The sequence below is a fragment of the Hymenobacter crusticola genome, from assembly GCF_002154225.1.
GTDB classification, from domain to species: Bacteria; Bacteroidota; Bacteroidia; order Cytophagales; family Hymenobacteraceae; genus Hymenobacter; species Hymenobacter crusticola.
This window is the reverse complement of the sequence record NZ_MTSE01000042.1, coordinates 1-18,671: the sequence shown is the minus strand read 5'-3', so window position 1 is coordinate 18,671 and position 18,671 is coordinate 1. Positions and strand designations below refer to the sequence as shown.

Genomic DNA, 18,671 nt, shown 5'->3' with positions numbered 1-18,671 from the left:
GGCGCAACCTGCAACCTACGCGGGGCCTGGTGAAGCTGAAGCTAGCGCCGGTAAACGGCGGGGCAGCTATCGATATCACGGGCAACGTGAACACGCAGCAGAGCACCGCCCGGCGCTTGCAATTCACCTTGCCCACGGGCGGGCCCAACGTCGATACGGCCTATAAAATCGTCATCGAGAACGGCTACGGTCCGGCCGTAACAGCTCATGAAACCATCACCATCCTCGGGGCCGGCAATGATTCGTTCGGCATTAAGGACGTGGTACCGTGGGCGGGCAAGTTTGACTTTGCCGCCAACACCTACAACGCCGTTACCAAGCAAAATAATCAGTTTGATGCGGTGCTGCCGCAGGCCGTGAGCACCGGGGCGGCCGATAACGCGGCCGCCATCAACGCCAACATTCAGTACCTGGCCAGCAAGGGCGGGGCGGTGCTCACCTTCCCGGCCGGCGACTACTGGATTCAGAACCCGATTCAGATGGCCAGCAATGTCATCCTGAAGGGGCCGGGCAAAGTCCGCATCACGGGCAACGTGCCCGGTGGGGCCGAACGGTTTGCCTTCTACTTCCCCAGCGGCACCAGCCGCTCGGGCCTGGTGGATATCCTGTATGACAACGGCGCCAGGTTCGATGATTACCAGGGCTACGGCAACATGCTCGGGCAAGGGTGCACCGATATTCTGCTCAAGGGTAACATCTTCGACCAAAACGAAAGCGACTGGTTGCAGCTGTATGAAGGGCGGCGCATTGCCCTAATCGGCAACCGGCTCAACCAGGGCATCAACCGCAACTCGCGCCCCTATGCCCGCGGGCCGTTGCGCCTGGATGGCAGCAGCTACGTGATTTGTCACGGCAACTACTTCGACTACTGCGTGGACGGCGTGAATGCCATCGGCACGAATCACGCCTTTTGGAGCGCCAACACCTTCTTCTGGAACGCGAGCCTAGGTAACCGGGAAGATCCGGTCAACCACGTGCTGATCCATGGTCACTCGAATTTCTGGTGCGTGTTCGGCAAGAACCGCTTCACCTCGGACCAGGCATTTGAGGCCACGAAGGATATGAAGATCCTCAAGATCACGGGCAAGTCGTCGAACGATGGCGAAAAGATTATTGCGGAGTTCACGGGCGAGGTGTTGCAGCGGGTGCGGGCCTGCCCCGTGTTGTCGGCCACCCCCTACACGGTGAGCCACACGGCCATGTATATGCCGGACGATGAGCACTACTGGGTCACGATCATTGCCGGCAAGGGCTTAGGCCAGGAACGGAAAGTAAAGTCACGCACGAGCCTCGGCGTGACGTTGGAGGAGGCCTGGGACGTGGTGCCCGACGCCACCAGTAACATCGTCATTGGTGTGCAGGGCGTCTGCGATTACTTGATCGAGGACAACGACTTCGACCTAGGCAAGCGCGGCCCGACCATCTACCTGACGCCTTCCCGGCGCGGGGCGATCATCGGCAACCGGATGACGAATGCCGGCAGCATCGACAATACGCCCTTCCTTCAATCGACCGGCTTGCCGAAGCAGTGGCTGTTCTGCCACCAGTGGGATATGGAGGTGGAGGATAACGTCATCACGGCTGAAACCGACGCCCACAACGGCAACTTCATCGGCATTCACGCCGTGCAAAGCCGCCAGGATCGCAGTGTGGGCGCCCTAGTGCTGGGCTATGTCTGCCGCAACAACAAAGTCACGGCCCGCATGCCGAACGTGGTGGCGGAGGTGGATACGAGCTATCCCAATACCTTCATCAACCGCTACGAATGGCAGCCCGATGGGCGCCCGTTCGTGGGCGACAAGCCTGGCATCATTGGCAGTATCTTCGAGGATAATACGGTGGTCAACTGCAACAATGCGATGAGCCTGGGCTGGTGCCACAATACCTACATCAAAGGCCACACCGTCATCGGCGGCGGCTATGACTTGCTCGATGATGGCATGGGGCAAGGCCTGTGGAGCGTCAATACCCTGCGCGTTGCGGCTTGATACCCCTAGCCCCTCTCCCTAATGAGAGGGGCTTTTTTGTGTCCTTTTTCTAGGCTCTGCGTGCCGGCAGTTTTGCATCGCTTACTACCTGTATTCGATGCGAGTCAATCATTTATTATCGGCTATTCTATTCTCGCCCTGGGCCATCTCGCCAGAAGTGGTCCAGGGCTATCTGCCGTCCATTGCGGCCATGCTCAACCGCTCGCCCTACGAAGGTGTTGAACAAGAGCCGAAGATAGAGCCAGTGATGCTCGGTATTGCCGGCACGAGTGGTACCGGCCGCAGCCAGGTGCGCAACTACGACGCCGCTCCTGATGGCTCAGTAGCTGTGCACACGCTTAAGGGGGTGATGATGAAGCAGGACCGCATTGGTCTGTGCTCTGATACGCCTGGCACTGCTTCATTTGGCCGCGCTCTTTTAGCAGCTGATCGTCATCCTAACATTGTGGCCCATGTGGTTGACGCTGATACGGGTGGCGGCGCTGTGGATGGTACGATGGAACTCGCGCAAATCGCCGCGGGTCTGACCAAGCCTATTGTGCTTTACTCGGATGGCATGGTTGCCTCAGCCGGCTACTGGTTCGGAGCGGCCTGCAACGAAATCATCCTCAACAACGCCAGCTGCCGCGTGGGCAGCATCGGCGTGATGGCCAGCTTTCAGGATATCAAGCCGGCGCTGGAGAAGCTAGGTGTGAAGTTCCACGACCTGGTGGCGGATGGCTCTGAGGAGAAGAACGCCGAGTTCACCGCGGCCTTGGCCGGCGATTACAAACCTTACAAAGAGAAGGTGCTGAACCCGTTGCGCGTGATGTTTCACGACGGGGTTCGTGCCAGTCGGGGCGATAAGCTCTCGGACAAAAGTGCCGATAAAGTGCTGAAGGGCGGGATGTACTTCGCCGAAGATGCCAAAAAGGAAGGGCTGATCGATGGTATCGGCACCTTCGATTATGCCGTGCAACGTGCGCTGGAACTAGCCACCGCTGCCAACGATGCTGAGCCCAAGCCGGCCAGCGCTAACAAAGCCACTAATTCTTCCCCCAATACCTCCATGTCTTTTCTAAAACGATTCCCGGCAGTCGCTGCACTGACCGGCTTAACCGGTGATGCCGTTTCGGCATCGCTCGTCGACGCGGCCAACGCAGAGCTAGAAGCTGCGGGCATCAAAGGCGCCGGCATCATCTCCAGCACTGAGCTAGACGCACTCGAGACGAGCGCCACCGAGCTAGCCACCCTCAAAGCCGACCTGCAGGCAGCCGGAGTTGAAACGGTAGCAGACCTGGTAACGGCTCGCGACGAGGCCGTGAAGAAAGCCGAAGAGTACGGCGACCAGCCTGGTGCTCTAGGCTCGACCAGCTCTAAGGAGAAGTCGGACGTGAGCGAGTCAGGTGCTGCCGATCACAATAAGGTCATCGCCGAATTAGCCCACAATAAGGAGCTGGATAACAACCCCTTATTCAACTAAGCGCTGCCCTAGCTAGAAGTAAAATCATTATTCATTTTTTCAATCCTATCTAGGCTATGAGCCTCCAGACTACCGCTATTATCGCCGAGTTCGGCGCCTATTACATCAACCAGGGGCAAAACATGCAGCGCCTGGTGAAGATGCTACTTCGCCCTTCAGTGACCGAAACGCTGCTCACGCCCATCTTGACCGATGAGACCGTGTATCGTGCTGCTCGTGCCATTGTGACCCGGGTGCTGCAGCCCTTCCAGAAGAAGTTCACGCCCTTAGCTGGCGCGACGTTCCAACCTGTAGCCATCGAACAGTTCAAGATGAAGGTCGATGCGCAGGAGTATCCAGACGAACTGGAGGCTTCGTGGCTCGGCTTCTTAACTGGCGAAGGCATCGACCGTAAGACGTGGCCTTTCATTCGCTGGTACGTTGAAGTGTACCTCATCCCGCAAATCCGTGAGGATTACGAGATGAATGAGGTGTACAACGGCGTATTCAAGGCGCCAGTAGAAGGCACACCAGGTGCCGCTGGTACGTCGATGAACGGCCTGAAGCTGCAAATCAACAAGCATGTGCAGTCGGGCCGCACCACGCCAATCATCACCGGTGCTTTGGCCGAAGATCCACAGGATGCTGTTGATCAGGTCGAGCAATTCGTGGACGGCATCGACACCCGCTACTGGAGCATTTCGATGATTCTAGGTACGTCGGAGCAATTCGCTCGCAAGTTCCTGCGTGGCCAGGAGCGTAAGTACGGCAAGAATACCCAGGGCGCAGCCGTCAACAACCAAGTGAACAACACTAACATCACGGTGGTAGGTCTGCCTTCGATGATTGGTTCCGACAAAATCTGGTGCACGCCTAAAGCCAATGCTATCCACCTGGGCAAGAAGACCGGCAACATGAGCACCATCAACGTCGAGAGCATCGACCGTTTGGTGAAGTTCTTCACCGACTTCTGGCGTGGTGTGGGCTTCATCATCCCCGAAATCATCTTCACCAACGACCAGGATTTGGTGGTGCCTGCGGGCGCTTAGTTAACCGAGTTAGCCGGCACTCGCTTCAGGGTGCTGGCTATTCGTGCTTCCTGTTACCAATCATTTTTTGTTTCAAATCGTCTCAAACGCCACTAAATCATGGCTGATAAGTCCCCCGAGCAAATCACTATCGAAACGCTCAATAAAGAAAACGCAACCCTGAAGAAGGACTTGCTAGAAGCCCAAACTCTGCGCAATCAGTATGCTGCTAAGCTCGATGAGCTGAAGCCGCAGCATGCTGCGCTGCAAACGGAAAATGCTGCACTGAAGGCTGAAAATACATCGCTCGGTGAAGATCTCGACAAAGCTGAATCGCTGATCAACGAGCAAACCAAGAAGCTCGCGAACGCCGAAGCGGCCAAAGACGAAAACTCGCCCTTGGTGGTAACGCACGAGGATGTGCAGTACCGCGTGCTGGCGAAGCAGGTGAAAATCGGCAACAAAGTGGTGAAGGCAGATGAATTGGCTGCTAGCCCCGAATTGCTGGCGCAGCTCATCGCTTCTGGCTCAGGTCTGCTGCAAGAGATCGAAGCCAAATAGGCGCTCTAGTAGTCAGAAAAGAAAGGTTTTATCAGCTTCCAATAGCTACCAATAGCCACTATAATGGACTTATTCGAATTAAAAGGCCCCCAGGGCAAAGACAACCAGCCTGGCTTGCTCAGCGACATCATGGTCGCGGCGATGCAGGATTTCAAAACCATCAAGGGGGTAAAGAAAACTACCGGCCGTGGTGATTCCGTGACCATTGATGGCTCGCACGTTTTCAACGACGACAAGGGCTTCTTCAAGTGCTACACGACCCTGAAGACGGCGCAGTTGAAGCTAGGCAACACCGGTGACCGGGACGGCCGCGGCAAGAAGATCGACTTCACCTTCTTCCATCCTGGCAACAGCAAGGAAGTAGCGGAGTTCGACCGCCAGATCAAAAACCAAGAAGCCATCCTGCTGGTGCAAACCCCCGAGAAGGTGTGGTTGCAGCTAGGTTCGGAGGGCTTAGGCGTTGAGATCCTGGGTGAGTTTGACTCGGGCACGCTTGACTCAGGTCGCCGCGGATTCACCTTCAAAGTAGAGGGCTACGCCAATGGTCTGCTTTTCTACGAAGGCGACATTCAGATGGCAGATGGTTCCCTTCGCAAAGCGGATGGTACCGTAGTAGCTGCCCCTGGCGTTTAAGTAAAACAGGAACGACTACTGGAGAGGGTAGTAAAGAAATAAGCGTTCCTGCTAAAGGGCCTGGTCGTATGATCAGGCCCTTTTTGCGTCCTTTTCTGCCGGTGCTAGTGGAGGCAGTTTTGGGCTATGAAACTGGAAATTTCCACCTGGCTAGCTTCTCCGGGCGACTACGCTGCCGGCGTGGCACTGTTTGAAAAGTATGGCACTAGTCGCGTGGTAAAGCGCCTGCTGGCTGGCGCCTGCACTACCTACACGCGGGAGGTGCTGGCGCGTGAGTTGAGCCGGCTCCTGGAGGAAGTGCCCGCTGCTCTGCCAGCTGCTGCACCCGCCCCAGCGGCCCCAATTGCCTCGGTGGCCAACGCTGACCCGTTGGCGCGACTCAAGGAGACGCGCCGGGGCAACTTCGCCCGCCGCGACTATCTGCGGGCGCAACTGGAGCGGATGCCCACGGACGAAGAGCGGCGCGTGGTAGCGCTGGAGATTCTGGACTTAGCGGATTCCATTACGGCCAGCTATGACGCAGAAGCACACTTTCAGCAGCACGGCGTGCTGCCGGCCGCGCCCGCGGCGCCAGCACCCGCTCCGGAGCTCGCCTCACTCACTAGCCTAGGTGATATCCACTATCACCTGAAGCTGCTGCGCACCCAGCGCAGCAAGCTGCAGGACCGCCCCGACCGCGCTGAGGACCATGCACAGGTGGTGGCCAACATCGCACTACTCGAATCCAAACTTTCCAAATGAAAAGCACAATCCTCATTGTAGGCGCCCTGAGCGCCTGCCATATGGCCTTGGCCCGACAAGCCGGTGCTGAGGTCATCTCCTACGATGAAGCGCGTGAGCGTGGCATTGTAGGCGAAACAGAACCTAAGCAGGTACTGCCGCTAACGATGCCAGTGAAGCCTGTTTACGACGAAGTAGACTTGAACAACCTAGGTTTTGGCCGCCACTATACCTCACGAAAGCAGCAGTTCAGAGGGTACACATCTAGCCGTCGCCGTTACAAATGAGCGCGCTCGATACGAACCCGAACTATAATAACTCCACCGAAACGACGCTGGACCGGATTCGTGCCTCCTACGTCATGGAAGGGGCCGAAGAACGGCTCAGTCCCAGCGATAAGTTGCGCAAAGAGCAACTGGAGGCCGCGCACAGCTTGCTGGTGAACTATCACTCGCTGGAGCAGGCAGTGCCGCTACTGGTGGGCCGCTTTGGCATCTCCCGCGCCTCAGCGTACCGGCGCTGCACCGAAGCCATCCGGCTGTTCGGCGACGTGACGCGCACCTACAAGGATGGCATTCGTCACATCCTGTACGAGTTTGCAATGAAGGTTTTCCAGCTAGCTGCTAGTGCAAAACCACCGGATTTGAAGGCTATGAATACGGCCATCAAGAACATGGCCGTGCTCAAGGGCCTGGATAAGGATGATGGCAACGCGCTGACGCCCGAGGTGCTGGCTAACCGCACCTACGTGCTTTCCATCACGCTGAACGGCAAGGATGGACAAGAAAAAAGCATCGATTTGGGCAATCTGAACAAGATTGACGCCGATACCTATGCCCAGGTGATCGAAGCCGTGGAGCAGAGCGACGTGGGCCTGGAGGAGATGCGCGGGCTGCTACTGGAGTCATCGGAAGGAGGCGACGAGGACGATGACTAGTGCTCCGGACGTCAAACCGATTAAGTTCAACCGGCCGCAGCTCCGCTTCATTCTGTCGAAACTAGCCAGTGCCGTTTCGCTCTGGAGTCGCGCGACTGGCAAGTCGACCATCATCGCCTGGCTGATTCACATGATCGTGACCAAGATGCCCCGCAGCTGCTGGGGCATCGTTGGTTCGACCTATGGCCAGTTGCTCACGCGCACGCTGCCCTCGACCATCGCCCAGCTAGAAAAGCTCGGCTACATCAAGGACGTGCATTATTTCATCGGCCGCAAGCCGCCCGAAAACTGGAACTGGCCCGAGCCATTCCAGCGGCCCGTGAGCTATAAGCACTTCATCATTTTCTACACTGGAGCCGGCTTTCACCTGATTTCGCAGGATGGCAACGGTTCTAGCTCACGTGGTCTAAACCTAGACGGCTACATCGGGGACGAGGCGCTGCTACTGGACCGCGAGAAGCTCGGTACCGACGTCATTGCCTCCAACCGGGGCAATAAGAACTACTGGAAGGGGTGCGACCTGCACCACGGCAAGTTTCTCTTCAGCTCGATGCCGTGGGGCGACCAGGGCAAGTGGTTGCTCAACGATTCGCTCTATTATGAGCGGGACGGCAACGCGTTTGAGGCCACGCGCAACAACATGATCAAGCTGCAGCTGGACTTTGTCGATGCCCGCAGCATGACCACGCGCATGCAGCTCTATGAGGAGATTCTGGAGTTAAGCCGTCAGCTGCGTTTCTACCCGAACCCCAAGGCCATGAAGCGTAACCGCCAGGAAACGCCGAAGGGCCTGCTGTATTCGGAGGCCAACATCTTCGACAACCTGGCCAACATCGGCATCCCCTACGTCGAAGAGCAGCGCCGCGAGTTATCGGATTTCGTCTTCTTGATTGAGATTCTAAACCAGCGGCCGGCCACAGTAGAAGCCGGCTTCTACCCTAGGTTGAAGATCAGCCACCACGCCGAGGAGTGCATGGCCACTGACTACATCGCGGGCCTGAACTTCAACATCGCCAAGCTAAAGGAGCCTGGCTGTTTACTCGATTCCGACTGCTTGGCTCACCTGCCCCTGCGTGGGGCCGTGGACTGGGGTAGTAAGATTAGCTGCTTATCGGTTGCTCAGGTGCACAAGGATGCAGGCGAGTATCGCTTCCTGAAGGACTTTCACGTCAAGCACCCTAAGCTAATCGAGGACCTAGCCAAGCTGTTCTGTGACTACTATGAGAACCACCTACTAAAGGAGTTCCACTTCATTGAAGATAGTGAGTGGGGTAACGCCCGCAGGCCCGATAGTAAGCTGACCTACAACCAGCAATTTGCTGAGGAACTACAGAAGCGAGGGTGGCGGGTACGCTTCTTCAACCAGGGACGCGTACCTAACTATGCCATTCGCTACAAGCTAGGTATTGACCTACTCGGTGAGCAGGACGCTCGGCAGTTACGCATCCGCTTCAACAAGGTCAACTGCCGGCACACACTCACGGCCATGAGTATGGCCCCGCTGAAGGAGAATAGCAAGGGCGAGATTGAGAAGGACAAGGGCAGCGAGAAGAAGAAGACCATACCAGGAGAGGAAGCCACCCACTTCACCGACACTGTGGACCTGCACTTTCTCAGCATCGACAAGCACGTGGCCCGCTCGACGCCCGAGACCTCGGGGCTGCTCATGGTTAGTAGCTAACCAGACCACTGAGCGACATCGATGTCGCTCAGTTCGATTGGAAATAATGAAAACCGCGTTTGCAGGCTGCAAACGCGGTTTTTTTATTGGTATATCCCCTGGGCGGGTTTTTGGAAATTTCCACCGGCAACAGTGCGCGTTGGGGTCTTCTGTGAGATTTTGAGACTAAAACGCGCCGCGGAAGGCCAAAAACGGCCCGCACGGTACCGCCAGCGCGGTTGGCTGTGAGATTGGCTTTTTCAGGCGGTTTTCGCACCCCGCGGCAGGGCTTTTCGTGTCCTTTTTTGCGCGTGCAGTCGGGCGGAATTTCGCTTCCATGATTGCGAACAGTATTCTTTTAGGAGACGCCCTGCAGCAGATGGAGGAAGCCACGGAAGGCTTCACACTCCGCTTTGTCAAGGCCAGCCGCACCCGCAAAACGGGCGGCAAAATAGAAGAGTGGCACAACTGCCGGCTCTCCCGGCCCCGCCACGTGAAGGGCAAAGCCAAGCCTGAGAAGCGCGTGCCGGTGCCCGCCACGTCGCGGCAGCCCAGCCACTACACCAACGCCACCCGCAACATCACGGTGGGCAACAGCGGCCAGCGGCGCAAAGTCCAAATCTGGCTCATTCTCTCCCTCAACGGTCAAAAAGTCCTGTAGCCATGAGCGTTGTAGTAAAAGACGACCTGAGCCTAGGCTACTCGTCCGAGTCGGGCGTGATGATGCGCACCAACATCGGCGCGGCCACCAGTGGCAGCGGCGCCGGCGCCGGCGACGAGGTGGGCGAGCTGCCTGCGGCCTCTGATAAGAAAGAAACGAACGGGGGGGAAATCGTCTACTGGGGCGATGACAACCAGTTTCCGCAGTCCGTGCTGGCCGACGTGGAGAAAAACACCATCCTGCCCAGCGTTTTAGAGCGCAAAACGAGCATGATGTACGGCGCCGGCCTGGTGTACGGCGTCGTTCGTGGCGTCGCCAAGGACGGCACCAAGCTATTTGAGGCGCAGCAAGTGCCTGAAATCGATGATTTTGCCATTCGTTCCTGCCTGAACCGCTACGGTTTTGAGGCCCTGCACGACGTGAACTACTACGCGATGGGCTTTCCAGAACTCATTCTGAGCAAGTCGCGGAATAAAATCGTCGCTATTGCCGAACTGGAGGCCGCGTGGTGCCGCTTTTGGAAACCGAAGAAGGGCGTCATACCCGCCGTGGAGTACAACGCCAACTGGGACAACGGGGGCCGGGTAGGCGATGAAAACTCAACCACGATTCCGGTGGTCGACCCTTACTACGACGCCGTAGGCAACATCCGCCGCGGTAAAGACTTCAAGTACGTCTACCCACTGGGCGTGCCGGCGCCCGACAAGGCCCTCTATCAGCTAGCTAGTTGGAACTCGGTACGCCGCTCAGGCTGGCTCGACGTTGCCGCAGCCATCCCCGAGTTCAAGAAGTCGCTGTTCAAAAACCAGCTGAGCGTGAAGTACCTCATTGAGGTGCATTCGGCCTATTGGGAATGGAAGTACGGCGACTGGGATGGGCTGAGTAGGGACGAGAAGAAGACACTGTTAGAAGCTGAAATCAAGGCGTTTAACGATGTGATGAGCGGTACCAACGGTGCCGGCAAAACGGTGATGACCACGACCATCCTCGACAAGAAAACCGGGATGGAAGTGGCCGCTTTCAAAATCACGGCCATCGATGACAAGCTCAAAGACGGCCTGTACATCGAAGACTCGGCCGAGGCCAGCTCACACGTCTACACCGCCGTGGGCGTAGCCCCGTCGCTGATGGGCGTGAGCCCAGGCAAGGGCATGGGCGACGGCGCCGGGGGTGGCTCAGAGCCGCGGGTGCTCTTCAACAATTTCGTCAGCACGGCCCAATTCCACATGGACCTGGTGCTGGAGCCGCTCAACCTGATCAGCCGCTACAACGGCTGGCAAGTGGATGGCCTGCCCATCGTGTGGCGCTTCCTCAATCCCTACGTCATGGCCATGCCCGAAAGCAAGCCCAAGCAACAAGAAAGCAAATGAGCCTAATCACGACTCTCGATGAGTTTCGCGCCCACGTGGGCGTTAACAAGGGCACCTTCACGCTGGCCAGCGTGCAGCCCGACATGCGCCTGGTGGAACTGTACCGCGTGAAGCCGCTGGTTGGGCCGGCGTTTTTCAATCAGCTCGACGCCAAACTGAAGGCCAAGTCGGAGCTGACGGCGGCTGAGCAGGAGGTGCTGGCACTGCTCCAGTGCGCCGTGGCCACGCTATCCATGGTGGAGTACTTGCCGCTGAACCAGGTGGAAATCTCCGACATGGGCGTGCACATCACGACCACCGGCGACAAGAAAACCGCCTTTCAGTGGCAGATTGACCGCCTGCTATCCGGCTGGACGAAGAAGGGCTACAACGCGCTGGAGCGCGCCCTGGACTTGCTCGACGAAAACATCGAGGCGCCGGAGTTTGAAGCCTGGGCGACGTCGGCTGCGCGCACGGCTTCGCTGAAGTTCTTTCTGAACACGGCCGTTCAATTCTCGGAGCACTACAACATTGGCAATTCACGCCTGACGTATCTGGCCATGCTGCCCACGCTTCGTAAGATGGAGCGCTTCAGCATCGAGCCGGTGCTGGGTCCTTCCTACTACCTGGAGCTGAAGCAGCAGGTGCTCGACCGCAGCCTGACGGCCGAGAACGAACAGGTGATGGAGTTGTACGTGCGGCCGGCCCTGGCGCACCTGACGGTCGGCAAAGCCGTGCCGGAACTTGGGCTGGGCCTGAATGGCGATGCCATTGAGCTAAACGTGTACCGGCTGGACGACAGCAACCGCAAAGAGTCGGATGGCAGCATCGACGCGCTGCTAGCCATGAAAGTGCAGCAGGCCCTCAGCGATGCCGACGTGTTCTTGACGCGCCTGCGCACCCACCTCAACGCCAACGCTTCGGCCACCAAGTACGCCACTTATTTCGGCTCCGCTAGCTACCAAGCACCCGGTACGCCGCGCCCAACCGTGGTGACGCCCAAGGATTCACCCATTTACGGCTGGCTAGGCTAATGCGCGTCCTACTGAGTACCCTCATCAGCGTGGCCACTGGCCCGAAAACGCAGGCGGCTGCCAAAATCAGCTTGCAGGTGTCGCCCTATCTACTCATTGCCGGCCAGCTTATCGAGAAGTACTTCTTCTCCGATTGGGATTTCCTCGGGTATCTGCTGGTGCTGATCCTGGTCGACACGGTGATGGGCGTGCAGCGCAACTGGAAACTGCGCACGGTAAGCAGCCGCGGCTTCAGTCGCATATTCATCAAGTTGTGCTTGTACGCCAACATGCTCATTCTCACGCACGTGATGACGCACTTTACCGTGCGCGGCGACCCGAACGTGCTGTTTCAGTGGTTCGACTATTTCATGTACTCGGTCATGATGGCGCGAGAAGGACTGAGCATCATGGAGCACATCGCCCTGATCGAACCGCGCATGGTGCCCAAAGGACTACGTCAGCGCCTAGCTGTGATTGCCGAGGAAGGCATTGCCGGCACCTTAGCAGCCATCCCCAGCCCTGCTCCAGCTGCTACCACTGAACGGGTTACCGGCTGCGCTGACCCTATCAAATCGCCCTTAGAAGTTACCCCATAATCTTTATGAAGCTTACGAAAGCTCTCCTTATGGCTGCCTTAGTTGGCACCACGGCTGCTGAAGCCGACCTATTTCTAGGCCCGATCAACACGACGCTAGAAAAGTATCAGATCAACACGCCCCAACGGGCTGCTCACTTCTTGGCCCAAATCGGGCACGAGTCAGCTGGCTTAGACTACGTTCGGGAGATTGCCAGTGGTGCGGCCTACGAAGGCCGTACAGACCTAGGTAATACCCAAAAAGGTGATGGTGTGCGCTTCCGTGGCCGCGGTCTGATTCAAATTACCGGCCGCGCCAACTACTACGCCCTGAGCCGCGCTTTTGGCGTCGACTTCGTGGCCAACCCCTTGCTGCTGGAGCAGCCGCTATACGCTGCCCTCTCGGCCGGCTGGTATTGGAACAGCCGCAGCCTCAACGAAATGGCGGACGGCAACTTCTTTCTCACCATCACCAAGCGCATCAACGGTGGCCGCAATGGCTACGCCGACCGCGAGGCTCGCTTTCTGCGCGCTGCTAAGGCCCTCGGTGTCAAGCTTGCCTAACCCTACTACGTCGATGAAAAACGATACCCGCACTTTCTTCAGCAGGCTGCTGCTCACGGGCCTTTTGGCCATTTTCGCTTTTCTACTCTGCACCGGTTGCCGTAGCGAGCAACTGAAAACCGGACCCTTGGAGCCTACCACGCCGCACCTAGTCACGAGCGCCCCCCAGAAGCCCGCGGTAAACTTCAAACGGCCGGCGTATGCGCAAAGTATTCCTTCGGGCTATGACTACTCCGCTCAGCCGCAGCCCAAGCTAGGTTTGGTGGCCCGGGTGAAGGCCAAGCTCACCGGCAAGACGGTCGATAAAAGCCGCACTACGGTCAACATCTACAACGCCCCCACCGGCGTGAAAAACAGCACCGTAGCCACCAGCAATGCGCAGGCCAGCGACTACAAAAAAGCCGATTTGCGTGGGCAAAACGGGGGCTTCAAAACCAAGGAAAAGCCCAAGGTCGTTAGAAAAATCATCACCAAGACTATTACCAAAACCACGCCCTGGTACGTTTTGGCGCTGATTGCAGTGCTTAGTCTTGCTGCCGGCATGTATATCGGGGTTAAATTCTTCAGTCAGCTCCGCTGGCTGGCGGGAGTAGCCGCCTTCGTGCTGTTCTGCCTAGCAAGCCCTGCCGTGCTGGCCCAACGTCAGCTGGTTATTACCCACTCGCGCAACTACAACTTCAAAGTGGCCAAGCAAGTGGAGCGTTCTGACCGGAAGGCTCGCAAGAAAAACCTGAAGCAGCATAAGAAGGAGGGGGCACAGCGGCGCAAGGAACTCCGGCAAAACCTGCGCGATGGTGCCGCCGAGCACCGCAAGCGCCTGCAACTCGTACGGGAGCTGCGGGCTGCTAGTAGCAAGTAAACAACTGGTTAAAAATTGTCTCAAAATGGTACGAAAAAGGCTCGGCAATCGCTGGGCTTTTTTCGTAATTAGAGCAGTCAAAATCCTTCAAAAAGCTGCTCGTTTGCAAGCATTGGCAATTTGAATGAGAGTGATAAGGAAATGAGTGCTAAAAACTATCTGTAAAGTGCTCGCACTTTAAGTAAACATCTATCTGCAAACACCTTAACATAGATACAACACTGCAGTGAATTTTTGCGTGTATAAAAATTCGCAACTTTTTCGTTGTATTTACGCTTTATATATCTGAACTTTGGTCTCATCTCCGCCTCAACCTTCATTCGATGAAGTCGCTACTTTTTTACGTGAATTACATGCCAAGATGCGTATGCGCCCGGAGCCCATCGCATACAAGTTGGTATCGGGAGACGAGCGTAGAAAAAACCGTACTGCGTTAAGTGAATTAGATATCGCAGCAGCGGATCGTGCTAAATACATTTTACGTCTTACTGCGTATGACTATTATGTTGGCCCAGATCCCGACACCTTTAATTACCCTCCACCGGGGGAAGGACCTATTTGGGTTTTTGGCACCATTGTCAAGGGCCTAGAGGTCTATATCAAACTTCAAATTGGAGCTTACGGTGCTCCTCCAGTGTGTCTTTCTTTCCACGTAGCGGAAAGAACCATGACCTATCCCTTCCGTTCTTGATCTTATATATCATGTTGAAAAGTCCTTTCACAGGTGGTCCTACTGAGCTTGTTTTTGATGAGGCACTCTATCCCTTCCGCGGTCAAGAGTTCTTGGTAAAAGCCCCAGCCTACAAGTGTGTAGATAGTGGTGAGTTGTTCACGACAGATGAACAGGATCAGGTGTATTTGGATGAATTACATCGCTTGTGGCGTGAGCGCAATGGCGTGCCCACATCAGAGCAGCTGATTGCACGTCGTCAACAACTAGGATTAAGCGCTAAAAAAGCCGGCTTGTTATTAGGTTTAGGAGTTAATCAATTCTCGAAGTATGAGAAAGGAGAGCTGCCTTCTGAATCTAACATGATACTGCTACAACAGTTCTGCGACCATACTATGTGGCCCTGGTTCCTTAAAAACCGTGCGCATGTGTTGCCTGAGAAGATTGTTAAAAAACTGAAGCAGCATCGGCCAGTAGTGGCAAAACTGAATTGGCCAATAAACCATCTTGCAGAACAGCTGGCTTTTTACGGTGGGTGCGCTTTTGAGAATTATCTTGCTATGACCCCTCCACAAGTAGCAAAACCAGAGCCATTTGCATAGTAGCCAATGGAACAAAATAACGCTTCTCTCGACCTAGATCAGATACACCTTGTTGAGGCACTGTTTATGGAATGTGTTATACAAGACACTGGCCATGAGACTTTCTCGCCTTACAAGAATATCTCACCTGATAATATAGCCGAGTATGATAATCCTGACATTCTAATTCTTCCATCATACGACTTAGAGAATCAATTAATAACTTTCAAGATAAGTGTTAAAGTTGCCGCGTTAGACTCTGAAAGTAAGCCAGTTGGCGTACAGGGGTCATTCACCATTTTCTTGGCATTTCGCGTCCTGAACTTGCAGGATTTATTGATAAAGATTCCTGAATCTGATCATATGATGCCTAATGCACAGGTAGGTTACGCACTGATAGCCGTAGCTTACTCTACTGCAAGAGGTATGATTATGAGTAAAATCAGTGATACAGTATTACAAGGATTTGCATTACCTCTTCGTTCAGTTCAACAGTTAATGAAAGAAGCTCTAGCATTAGCTCGAAAGTTTCGGAAAGATGAAGCCAATGAAGGGAAAAAGGGGCCTAAAAGAGGGGTAGCTAGAACGAAGAAGAAAGAGGAACCAAAACAATAGTGTACGTGAACAATCATACATCATATGCAACAGAAAATAGTCATTGTGAACATTGATATGACTCAGCAAACACTGAAGGATAACGTTGGGCTAAAGGAAGTTAACGAAGTGTTGCAAGATGGCTTCGTAGTAAAACAGGTCTACCAAGCTACCTCAACTCAATCATCTAGAACAACTAATACCTTTGTTCTGGAGAAGAATTAATTGTTTCACATTCGTCTCAAGCTGTTACAAAAAAATATCACGGCCCTCTTGCATTCTATGCGAGAGGGCCGTTCCTTTGATACGCTCAGTAAATACAGTGGAAGACTGCCACTCTAAACCCAGTCGAGGTGTAGTAGAGTGGCGTTTTTATTTTTAGGGTAATCCAGACACCACGGCAAAGGCTGGAAAGAGGGCGGTACCCGTGAGGGCCGCACTGTCAAACACACTGTGTTTACTGAGCACCTCTTTCCCGCCGATGCCGTGTTTTCTTTTCCGTGGACTATGCTCAGTCACGACAAGACCCAATTTCCTAGCGAAGCCCTCTTCGTAAAGGACCCTATCTCCGGCCACGAGCTGGATATGCAGCCGCTACTCAAGATGTTGCACACCCGCTACCAAGGCGACCGGAATGAACTAACTGGTGACCTACAAGAAGTAGCCAGCTACCTTATTCATGAGGAAACGGAGTGCGATTCGGCTCGCAAGCTGCGCCGTGTACTCGGCATCGTCAATGCCATGCACGATGCCTGGGAAAGTATCACCATTCGTAAAGCCGCCCGGTAATGCAGCACACAACCGCAGTACTCGCTCCGGTCCACGAAGCGGCTTCGCTCATTGCGCGCCTCGCCCTCACCAGCATCATTCCTGCTCCCGCGCTAGAAGACCTGCGGGAACTTCTAGCCAAGGTGCCGCCCCACCGCATCATTTGCGCGCTGGAGGATGCCACCATTCAATTAGTCGAAGAAGGCCACAGCCCCGAGTGGCCTGATAATGGGGAGGCTGATGCCTACGCCGATTTAATTGTAAGCCTGCGCAGACTGGCTACCTTATCCGAAGCTTCCGCACCTTTAGCCGCTGCTGCCTAATGCCTACCGACGAACAACCCCAGGAACCCAAACCAAATCTGCCGGTGGTGCCGGTGGCCAACATTTCTGACAGCGACCTTTGGCTGCTTTATGAACGGTACAGCATCCCCTTCACGCCGCCGAATATGACCGAATACAAGCTTTGCTCGGTGATTGTAGCGCTGGAGCAACTGGTTGACGATTTAAGCCGCGGCACTAGCCGATCCTAGTTCCCTTACCATACCACGAAGCCTCGACCCTGCGGTCGGGGCTTTTTTGTGTCCTTTTTCCTAGGTGCTGGCGGCAGGAGCTTTGAAAAGCTAACCTCCCGCACCCTCATGAATCACGTTTTAATCGACGGCAAGCACTACAAGCTGCCAGCTACTTGGAATGAGCTTAGTGCCCACCAACTGCAGCGGGTCGTTACCGTGCTCCATACCGACTCGTACGATCAGCACCACCAGCGCCTGCGCCTGCTCTGCGTGCTACTCGATGAGCGTCTTTCCTACGTGAACAGCTTTACTGTAGTGCAGCAGCTGCAGCTCACGATGCTGGTCGACTTCCTGCTGACCAGCAACGACCTGACGGCCCAACTGCTGCCCACTGTGCGCGTGCGCGGTGGCCAGGGCGTGCACGTTTCCTGGAAAGAGTACCACGGCCCTCGCGAGTACCTGCGCAATCTGACCTTCGCCGAGTTCGTGTTTGCCGACTCGTACTGCCTGCACTACTTGGCCACGAAGGACCGCATCTACCTGCACAAGATGCTGGCGGTGCTATACCGGCCACAGCGCCACCCCTACAAACCCAAGAGCCCCGGCTACGGGGGCGACATCCGGGAAGACTTCAATGAGCACCTGATTGCCGAGCGGGCCGAGAAACTCGCCACGCTCGATGACGACCAAAAGCTGGCCATACTCACCTGGTACCGCGGCTGCCGCACGTGGATGGAGCGGCAGTACCCGCTGGTGTTCCAAGCAGGCGAATCGCAGGACGGCCGCACCAGCGACTGGGGCAGGGTGCTGCGCGACCTCAGCGGCAAGCAATTCGGCACCATGGTCGAAACCGGCCGCACACTCACGCTGACCATCCTGGCGCAAATGCAGGATGACAATGAACTCGCCGAGCGCCTCCGCGAGCAAGCAGAAGCCACTAAAAACAAGTCCTAATGCGTCACAGTCAATACACGGCCATCAGCCGCGGGCTGGCCATGCGCCACCCCGATATCCGCCACTCGGAAGAACAACTGCGCTTCCTGCGCATCCTGATCAGCAGCGACCCGCTGCAAAAGCAGCTCGATCTGTCGGAGTTTTACAACAGCCTGCGCAACCGCCTCGACCTATCCGACGGCAGCGCCGCGATGATTTCGGAAAACTACCAAGCCGATTATGATGATAACCACGGCGAGTTCTACGCCAAGTATCACCACTCGGCCTTTTTGGTGCTGAAGTACATCGACACCAGCGACTACGATGCCCGCGACAAGGCCATTGATGCTACTGAGCGCATCGGCGAAGAGTTGATGGGCGCCTTCATCTATGAGCTAGAGCAGCTCGGCCTAGTCATCACGCCGGCCGACGTGATGCAGGAGGCCGTTGGCCCCATCGCTGGAGGCTTTGTGGGCACGCGCTTCAACTTCATGTTCCGCAGCTCTGCCACGCAAGCATTAACCTACAACCCCGACGCCTTCCTGCCTGCATAATGCTCCATCTTCTCCTTAAAAAGTGGCTTTTCAGTAATTACGAGCCCGATACTAACCCGCAAGCGA

23 protein-coding genes are annotated in these 18,671 nt (G+C 55.8%); all 23 read left to right on the top strand.

The genetic code is table 11. The features are described from left to right. Positions 1 to 1,988 (top strand): glycosyl hydrolase family 28-related protein (locus BXP70_RS27335; protein ID WP_143436736.1); only part of this gene is annotated, 1,988 nt, incomplete at its 5' end. A gap of 97 nt (positions 1,989 to 2,085) precedes the next feature. Further along, positions 2,086 to 3,450 carry a S49 family peptidase gene (locus tag BXP70_RS27330; RefSeq protein WP_086597304.1) on the top strand — a complete coding sequence of 455 codons (1,365 nt, stop codon included), beginning with the start codon at positions 2,086 to 2,088 and terminating at the stop codon, positions 3,448 to 3,450. Between the two features lie 56 nt (positions 3,451 to 3,506). Beyond that, positions 3,507 to 4,478 carry a hypothetical protein gene (locus BXP70_RS27325; RefSeq protein WP_086597303.1) on the top strand — a complete coding sequence of 324 codons (972 nt, stop codon included), beginning with the start codon at positions 3,507 to 3,509 and terminating at the stop codon, positions 4,476 to 4,478. A 99-nt stretch (positions 4,479 to 4,577) separates the two neighbouring features. Further along, on the top strand, positions 4,578 to 5,018 hold the full coding sequence (locus BXP70_RS27320) for a hypothetical protein (RefSeq protein ID WP_086597302.1): 441 nt from the start codon (positions 4,578 to 4,580) through the stop codon (positions 5,016 to 5,018). Positions 5,019 to 5,081: 63 nt separating this feature from the next. Then, positions 5,082 to 5,651 carry a hypothetical protein gene (locus tag BXP70_RS27315; protein ID WP_086597301.1) on the top strand — a complete coding sequence of 190 codons (570 nt, stop codon included), beginning with the start codon at positions 5,082 to 5,084 and terminating at the stop codon, positions 5,649 to 5,651. A gap of 126 nt (positions 5,652 to 5,777) precedes the next feature. Then, a complete protein-coding gene (locus tag BXP70_RS27310) occupies positions 5,778 to 6,392 on the top strand; it encodes a hypothetical protein (RefSeq protein WP_086597300.1) in 615 nt (204 codons plus the stop codon). Continuing rightward, entirely contained in the window at positions 6,389 to 6,658 is a 270-nt protein-coding gene (locus BXP70_RS27305) for a hypothetical protein (RefSeq protein WP_086597299.1), read from the top strand. Before BXP70_RS27310 ends, BXP70_RS27305 begins: the two co-directional genes overlap by 4 nt. After that, positions 6,655 to 7,308, top strand: a complete 654-nt coding sequence (locus tag BXP70_RS27300) for a hypothetical protein (protein ID WP_086597298.1) — start codon at positions 6,655 to 6,657, stop codon at positions 7,306 to 7,308. The genes BXP70_RS27305 and BXP70_RS27300 overlap by 4 nt, the downstream gene beginning before the upstream one ends. Then, a complete protein-coding gene (locus tag BXP70_RS27295; protein ID WP_086597297.1) occupies positions 7,301 to 8,989 on the top strand; it encodes a hypothetical protein in 1,689 nt (562 codons plus the stop codon). Before BXP70_RS27300 ends, BXP70_RS27295 begins: the two co-directional genes overlap by 8 nt. A 316-nt stretch (positions 8,990 to 9,305) precedes the next feature. Next, positions 9,306 to 9,629 (top strand): hypothetical protein, encoded by a 324-nt coding sequence (locus BXP70_RS27290; RefSeq protein ID WP_086597296.1) that lies wholly within the window; start codon positions 9,306 to 9,308, stop codon positions 9,627 to 9,629. A 2-nt stretch (positions 9,630 to 9,631) separates the two neighbouring features. Continuing rightward, entirely contained in the window at positions 9,632 to 10,999 is a 1,368-nt protein-coding gene (locus BXP70_RS27285) for a hypothetical protein (RefSeq protein WP_086597295.1), read from the top strand. Then, on the top strand, positions 10,996 to 12,012 hold the full coding sequence (locus tag BXP70_RS27280; RefSeq protein WP_086597294.1) for a DUF6712 family protein: 1,017 nt from the start codon (positions 10,996 to 10,998) through the stop codon (positions 12,010 to 12,012). Before BXP70_RS27285 ends, BXP70_RS27280 begins: the two co-directional genes overlap by 4 nt. Continuing rightward, complete coding sequence (locus BXP70_RS27275) at positions 12,012 to 12,590, top strand: bacteriophage holin (protein WP_086597293.1); 579 nt, start codon at positions 12,012 to 12,014, stop codon at positions 12,588 to 12,590. Before BXP70_RS27280 ends, BXP70_RS27275 begins: the two co-directional genes overlap by 1 nt. A gap of 29 nt (positions 12,591 to 12,619) precedes the next feature. Continuing rightward, on the top strand, positions 12,620 to 13,132 hold the full coding sequence (locus BXP70_RS27270; RefSeq protein WP_218779884.1) for a glycoside hydrolase family 19 protein: 513 nt from the start codon (positions 12,620 to 12,622) through the stop codon (positions 13,130 to 13,132). Positions 13,133 to 13,145: 13 nt separating this feature from the next. Continuing rightward, the gene (locus BXP70_RS27265) at positions 13,146 to 13,991 is read left to right on the top strand and encodes a hypothetical protein (protein WP_086597291.1); all 846 of its coding nucleotides are present in this window, start codon (positions 13,146 to 13,148) and stop codon (positions 13,989 to 13,991) included. A 292-nt stretch (positions 13,992 to 14,283) separates the two neighbouring features. Further along, positions 14,284 to 14,682, top strand: a complete 399-nt coding sequence (locus BXP70_RS29745; RefSeq protein ID WP_143436735.1) for a toxin — start codon at positions 14,284 to 14,286, stop codon at positions 14,680 to 14,682. 11 nt (positions 14,683 to 14,693) lie between these two features. Further along, positions 14,694 to 15,263, top strand: coding sequence for a type II TA system antitoxin MqsA family protein (locus BXP70_RS27260; RefSeq protein ID WP_143436734.1), 570 nt, complete (start codon positions 14,694 to 14,696; stop codon positions 15,261 to 15,263). A gap of 6 nt (positions 15,264 to 15,269) precedes the next feature. Continuing rightward, entirely contained in the window at positions 15,270 to 15,857 is a 588-nt protein-coding gene (locus BXP70_RS27255) for a hypothetical protein (RefSeq protein WP_086597289.1), read from the top strand. Positions 15,858 to 16,343: 486 nt separating this feature from the next. After that, positions 16,344 to 16,625 (top strand): hypothetical protein, encoded by a 282-nt coding sequence (locus BXP70_RS27245; RefSeq protein ID WP_143436733.1) that lies wholly within the window; start codon positions 16,344 to 16,346, stop codon positions 16,623 to 16,625. After that, positions 16,625 to 16,927, top strand: a complete 303-nt coding sequence (locus tag BXP70_RS27240; RefSeq protein ID WP_086597286.1) for a hypothetical protein — start codon at positions 16,625 to 16,627, stop codon at positions 16,925 to 16,927. Before BXP70_RS27245 ends, BXP70_RS27240 begins: the two co-directional genes overlap by 1 nt. Next, entirely contained in the window at positions 16,927 to 17,136 is a 210-nt protein-coding gene (locus BXP70_RS27235) for a hypothetical protein (RefSeq protein ID WP_086597285.1), read from the top strand. The genes BXP70_RS27240 and BXP70_RS27235 overlap by 1 nt, the downstream gene beginning before the upstream one ends. A 108-nt stretch (positions 17,137 to 17,244) precedes the next feature. Continuing rightward, positions 17,245 to 18,072 (top strand): hypothetical protein, encoded by an 828-nt coding sequence (locus BXP70_RS27230; RefSeq protein WP_143436732.1) that lies wholly within the window; start codon positions 17,245 to 17,247, stop codon positions 18,070 to 18,072. Next, a complete protein-coding gene (locus BXP70_RS27225) occupies positions 18,072 to 18,605 on the top strand; it encodes a hypothetical protein (RefSeq protein WP_086597283.1) in 534 nt (177 codons plus the stop codon). The genes BXP70_RS27230 and BXP70_RS27225 overlap by 1 nt, the downstream gene beginning before the upstream one ends. The last annotated feature ends 66 nt before the right edge of the window (positions 18,606 to 18,671 follow it).

Excerpts from the sequence above, each read along its gene's own strand:
- BXP70_RS27330 (WP_086597304.1), top strand. The coding sequence starts at position 2,086 with ATGCGAGTCAATCATTTATTATCGGCTATTCTATTCTCGCCCTGGGCC.
- BXP70_RS27325 (WP_086597303.1), top strand. The coding sequence starts at position 3,507 with ATGAGCCTCCAGACTACCGCTATTATCGCCGAGTTCGGCGCCTATTAC.
- BXP70_RS27320 (WP_086597302.1), top strand. The coding sequence starts at position 4,578 with ATGGCTGATAAGTCCCCCGAGCAAATCACTATCGAAACGCTCAATAAA.
- BXP70_RS27315 (WP_086597301.1), top strand. The coding sequence starts at position 5,082 with ATGGACTTATTCGAATTAAAAGGCCCCCAGGGCAAAGACAACCAGCCT.
- BXP70_RS27310 (WP_086597300.1), top strand. The coding sequence starts at position 5,778 with ATGAAACTGGAAATTTCCACCTGGCTAGCTTCTCCGGGCGACTACGCT.
- BXP70_RS27305 (WP_086597299.1), top strand. The coding sequence starts at position 6,389 with ATGAAAAGCACAATCCTCATTGTAGGCGCCCTGAGCGCCTGCCATATG.
- BXP70_RS27300 (WP_086597298.1), top strand. The coding sequence starts at position 6,655 with ATGAGCGCGCTCGATACGAACCCGAACTATAATAACTCCACCGAAACG.
- BXP70_RS27295 (WP_086597297.1), top strand. The coding sequence starts at position 7,301 with ATGACTAGTGCTCCGGACGTCAAACCGATTAAGTTCAACCGGCCGCAG.
- BXP70_RS27290 (WP_086597296.1), top strand. The coding sequence starts at position 9,306 with ATGATTGCGAACAGTATTCTTTTAGGAGACGCCCTGCAGCAGATGGAG.
- BXP70_RS27285 (WP_086597295.1), top strand. The coding sequence starts at position 9,632 with ATGAGCGTTGTAGTAAAAGACGACCTGAGCCTAGGCTACTCGTCCGAG.
- BXP70_RS27280 (WP_086597294.1), top strand. The coding sequence starts at position 10,996 with ATGAGCCTAATCACGACTCTCGATGAGTTTCGCGCCCACGTGGGCGTT.
- BXP70_RS27275 (WP_086597293.1), top strand. The coding sequence starts at position 12,012 with ATGCGCGTCCTACTGAGTACCCTCATCAGCGTGGCCACTGGCCCGAAA.
- BXP70_RS27270 (WP_218779884.1), top strand. The coding sequence starts at position 12,620 with ATGGCTGCCTTAGTTGGCACCACGGCTGCTGAAGCCGACCTATTTCTA.
- BXP70_RS27265 (WP_086597291.1), top strand. The coding sequence starts at position 13,146 with ATGAAAAACGATACCCGCACTTTCTTCAGCAGGCTGCTGCTCACGGGC.
- BXP70_RS27260 (WP_143436734.1), top strand. The coding sequence starts at position 14,694 with ATGTTGAAAAGTCCTTTCACAGGTGGTCCTACTGAGCTTGTTTTTGAT.
- BXP70_RS27255 (WP_086597289.1), top strand. The coding sequence starts at position 15,270 with ATGGAACAAAATAACGCTTCTCTCGACCTAGATCAGATACACCTTGTT.
- BXP70_RS27245 (WP_143436733.1), top strand. The coding sequence starts at position 16,344 with ATGCTCAGTCACGACAAGACCCAATTTCCTAGCGAAGCCCTCTTCGTA.
- BXP70_RS27240 (WP_086597286.1), top strand. The coding sequence starts at position 16,625 with ATGCAGCACACAACCGCAGTACTCGCTCCGGTCCACGAAGCGGCTTCG.
- BXP70_RS27235 (WP_086597285.1), top strand. The coding sequence starts at position 16,927 with ATGCCTACCGACGAACAACCCCAGGAACCCAAACCAAATCTGCCGGTG.
- BXP70_RS27230 (WP_143436732.1), top strand. The coding sequence starts at position 17,245 with ATGAATCACGTTTTAATCGACGGCAAGCACTACAAGCTGCCAGCTACT.
- BXP70_RS27225 (WP_086597283.1), top strand. The coding sequence starts at position 18,072 with ATGCGTCACAGTCAATACACGGCCATCAGCCGCGGGCTGGCCATGCGC.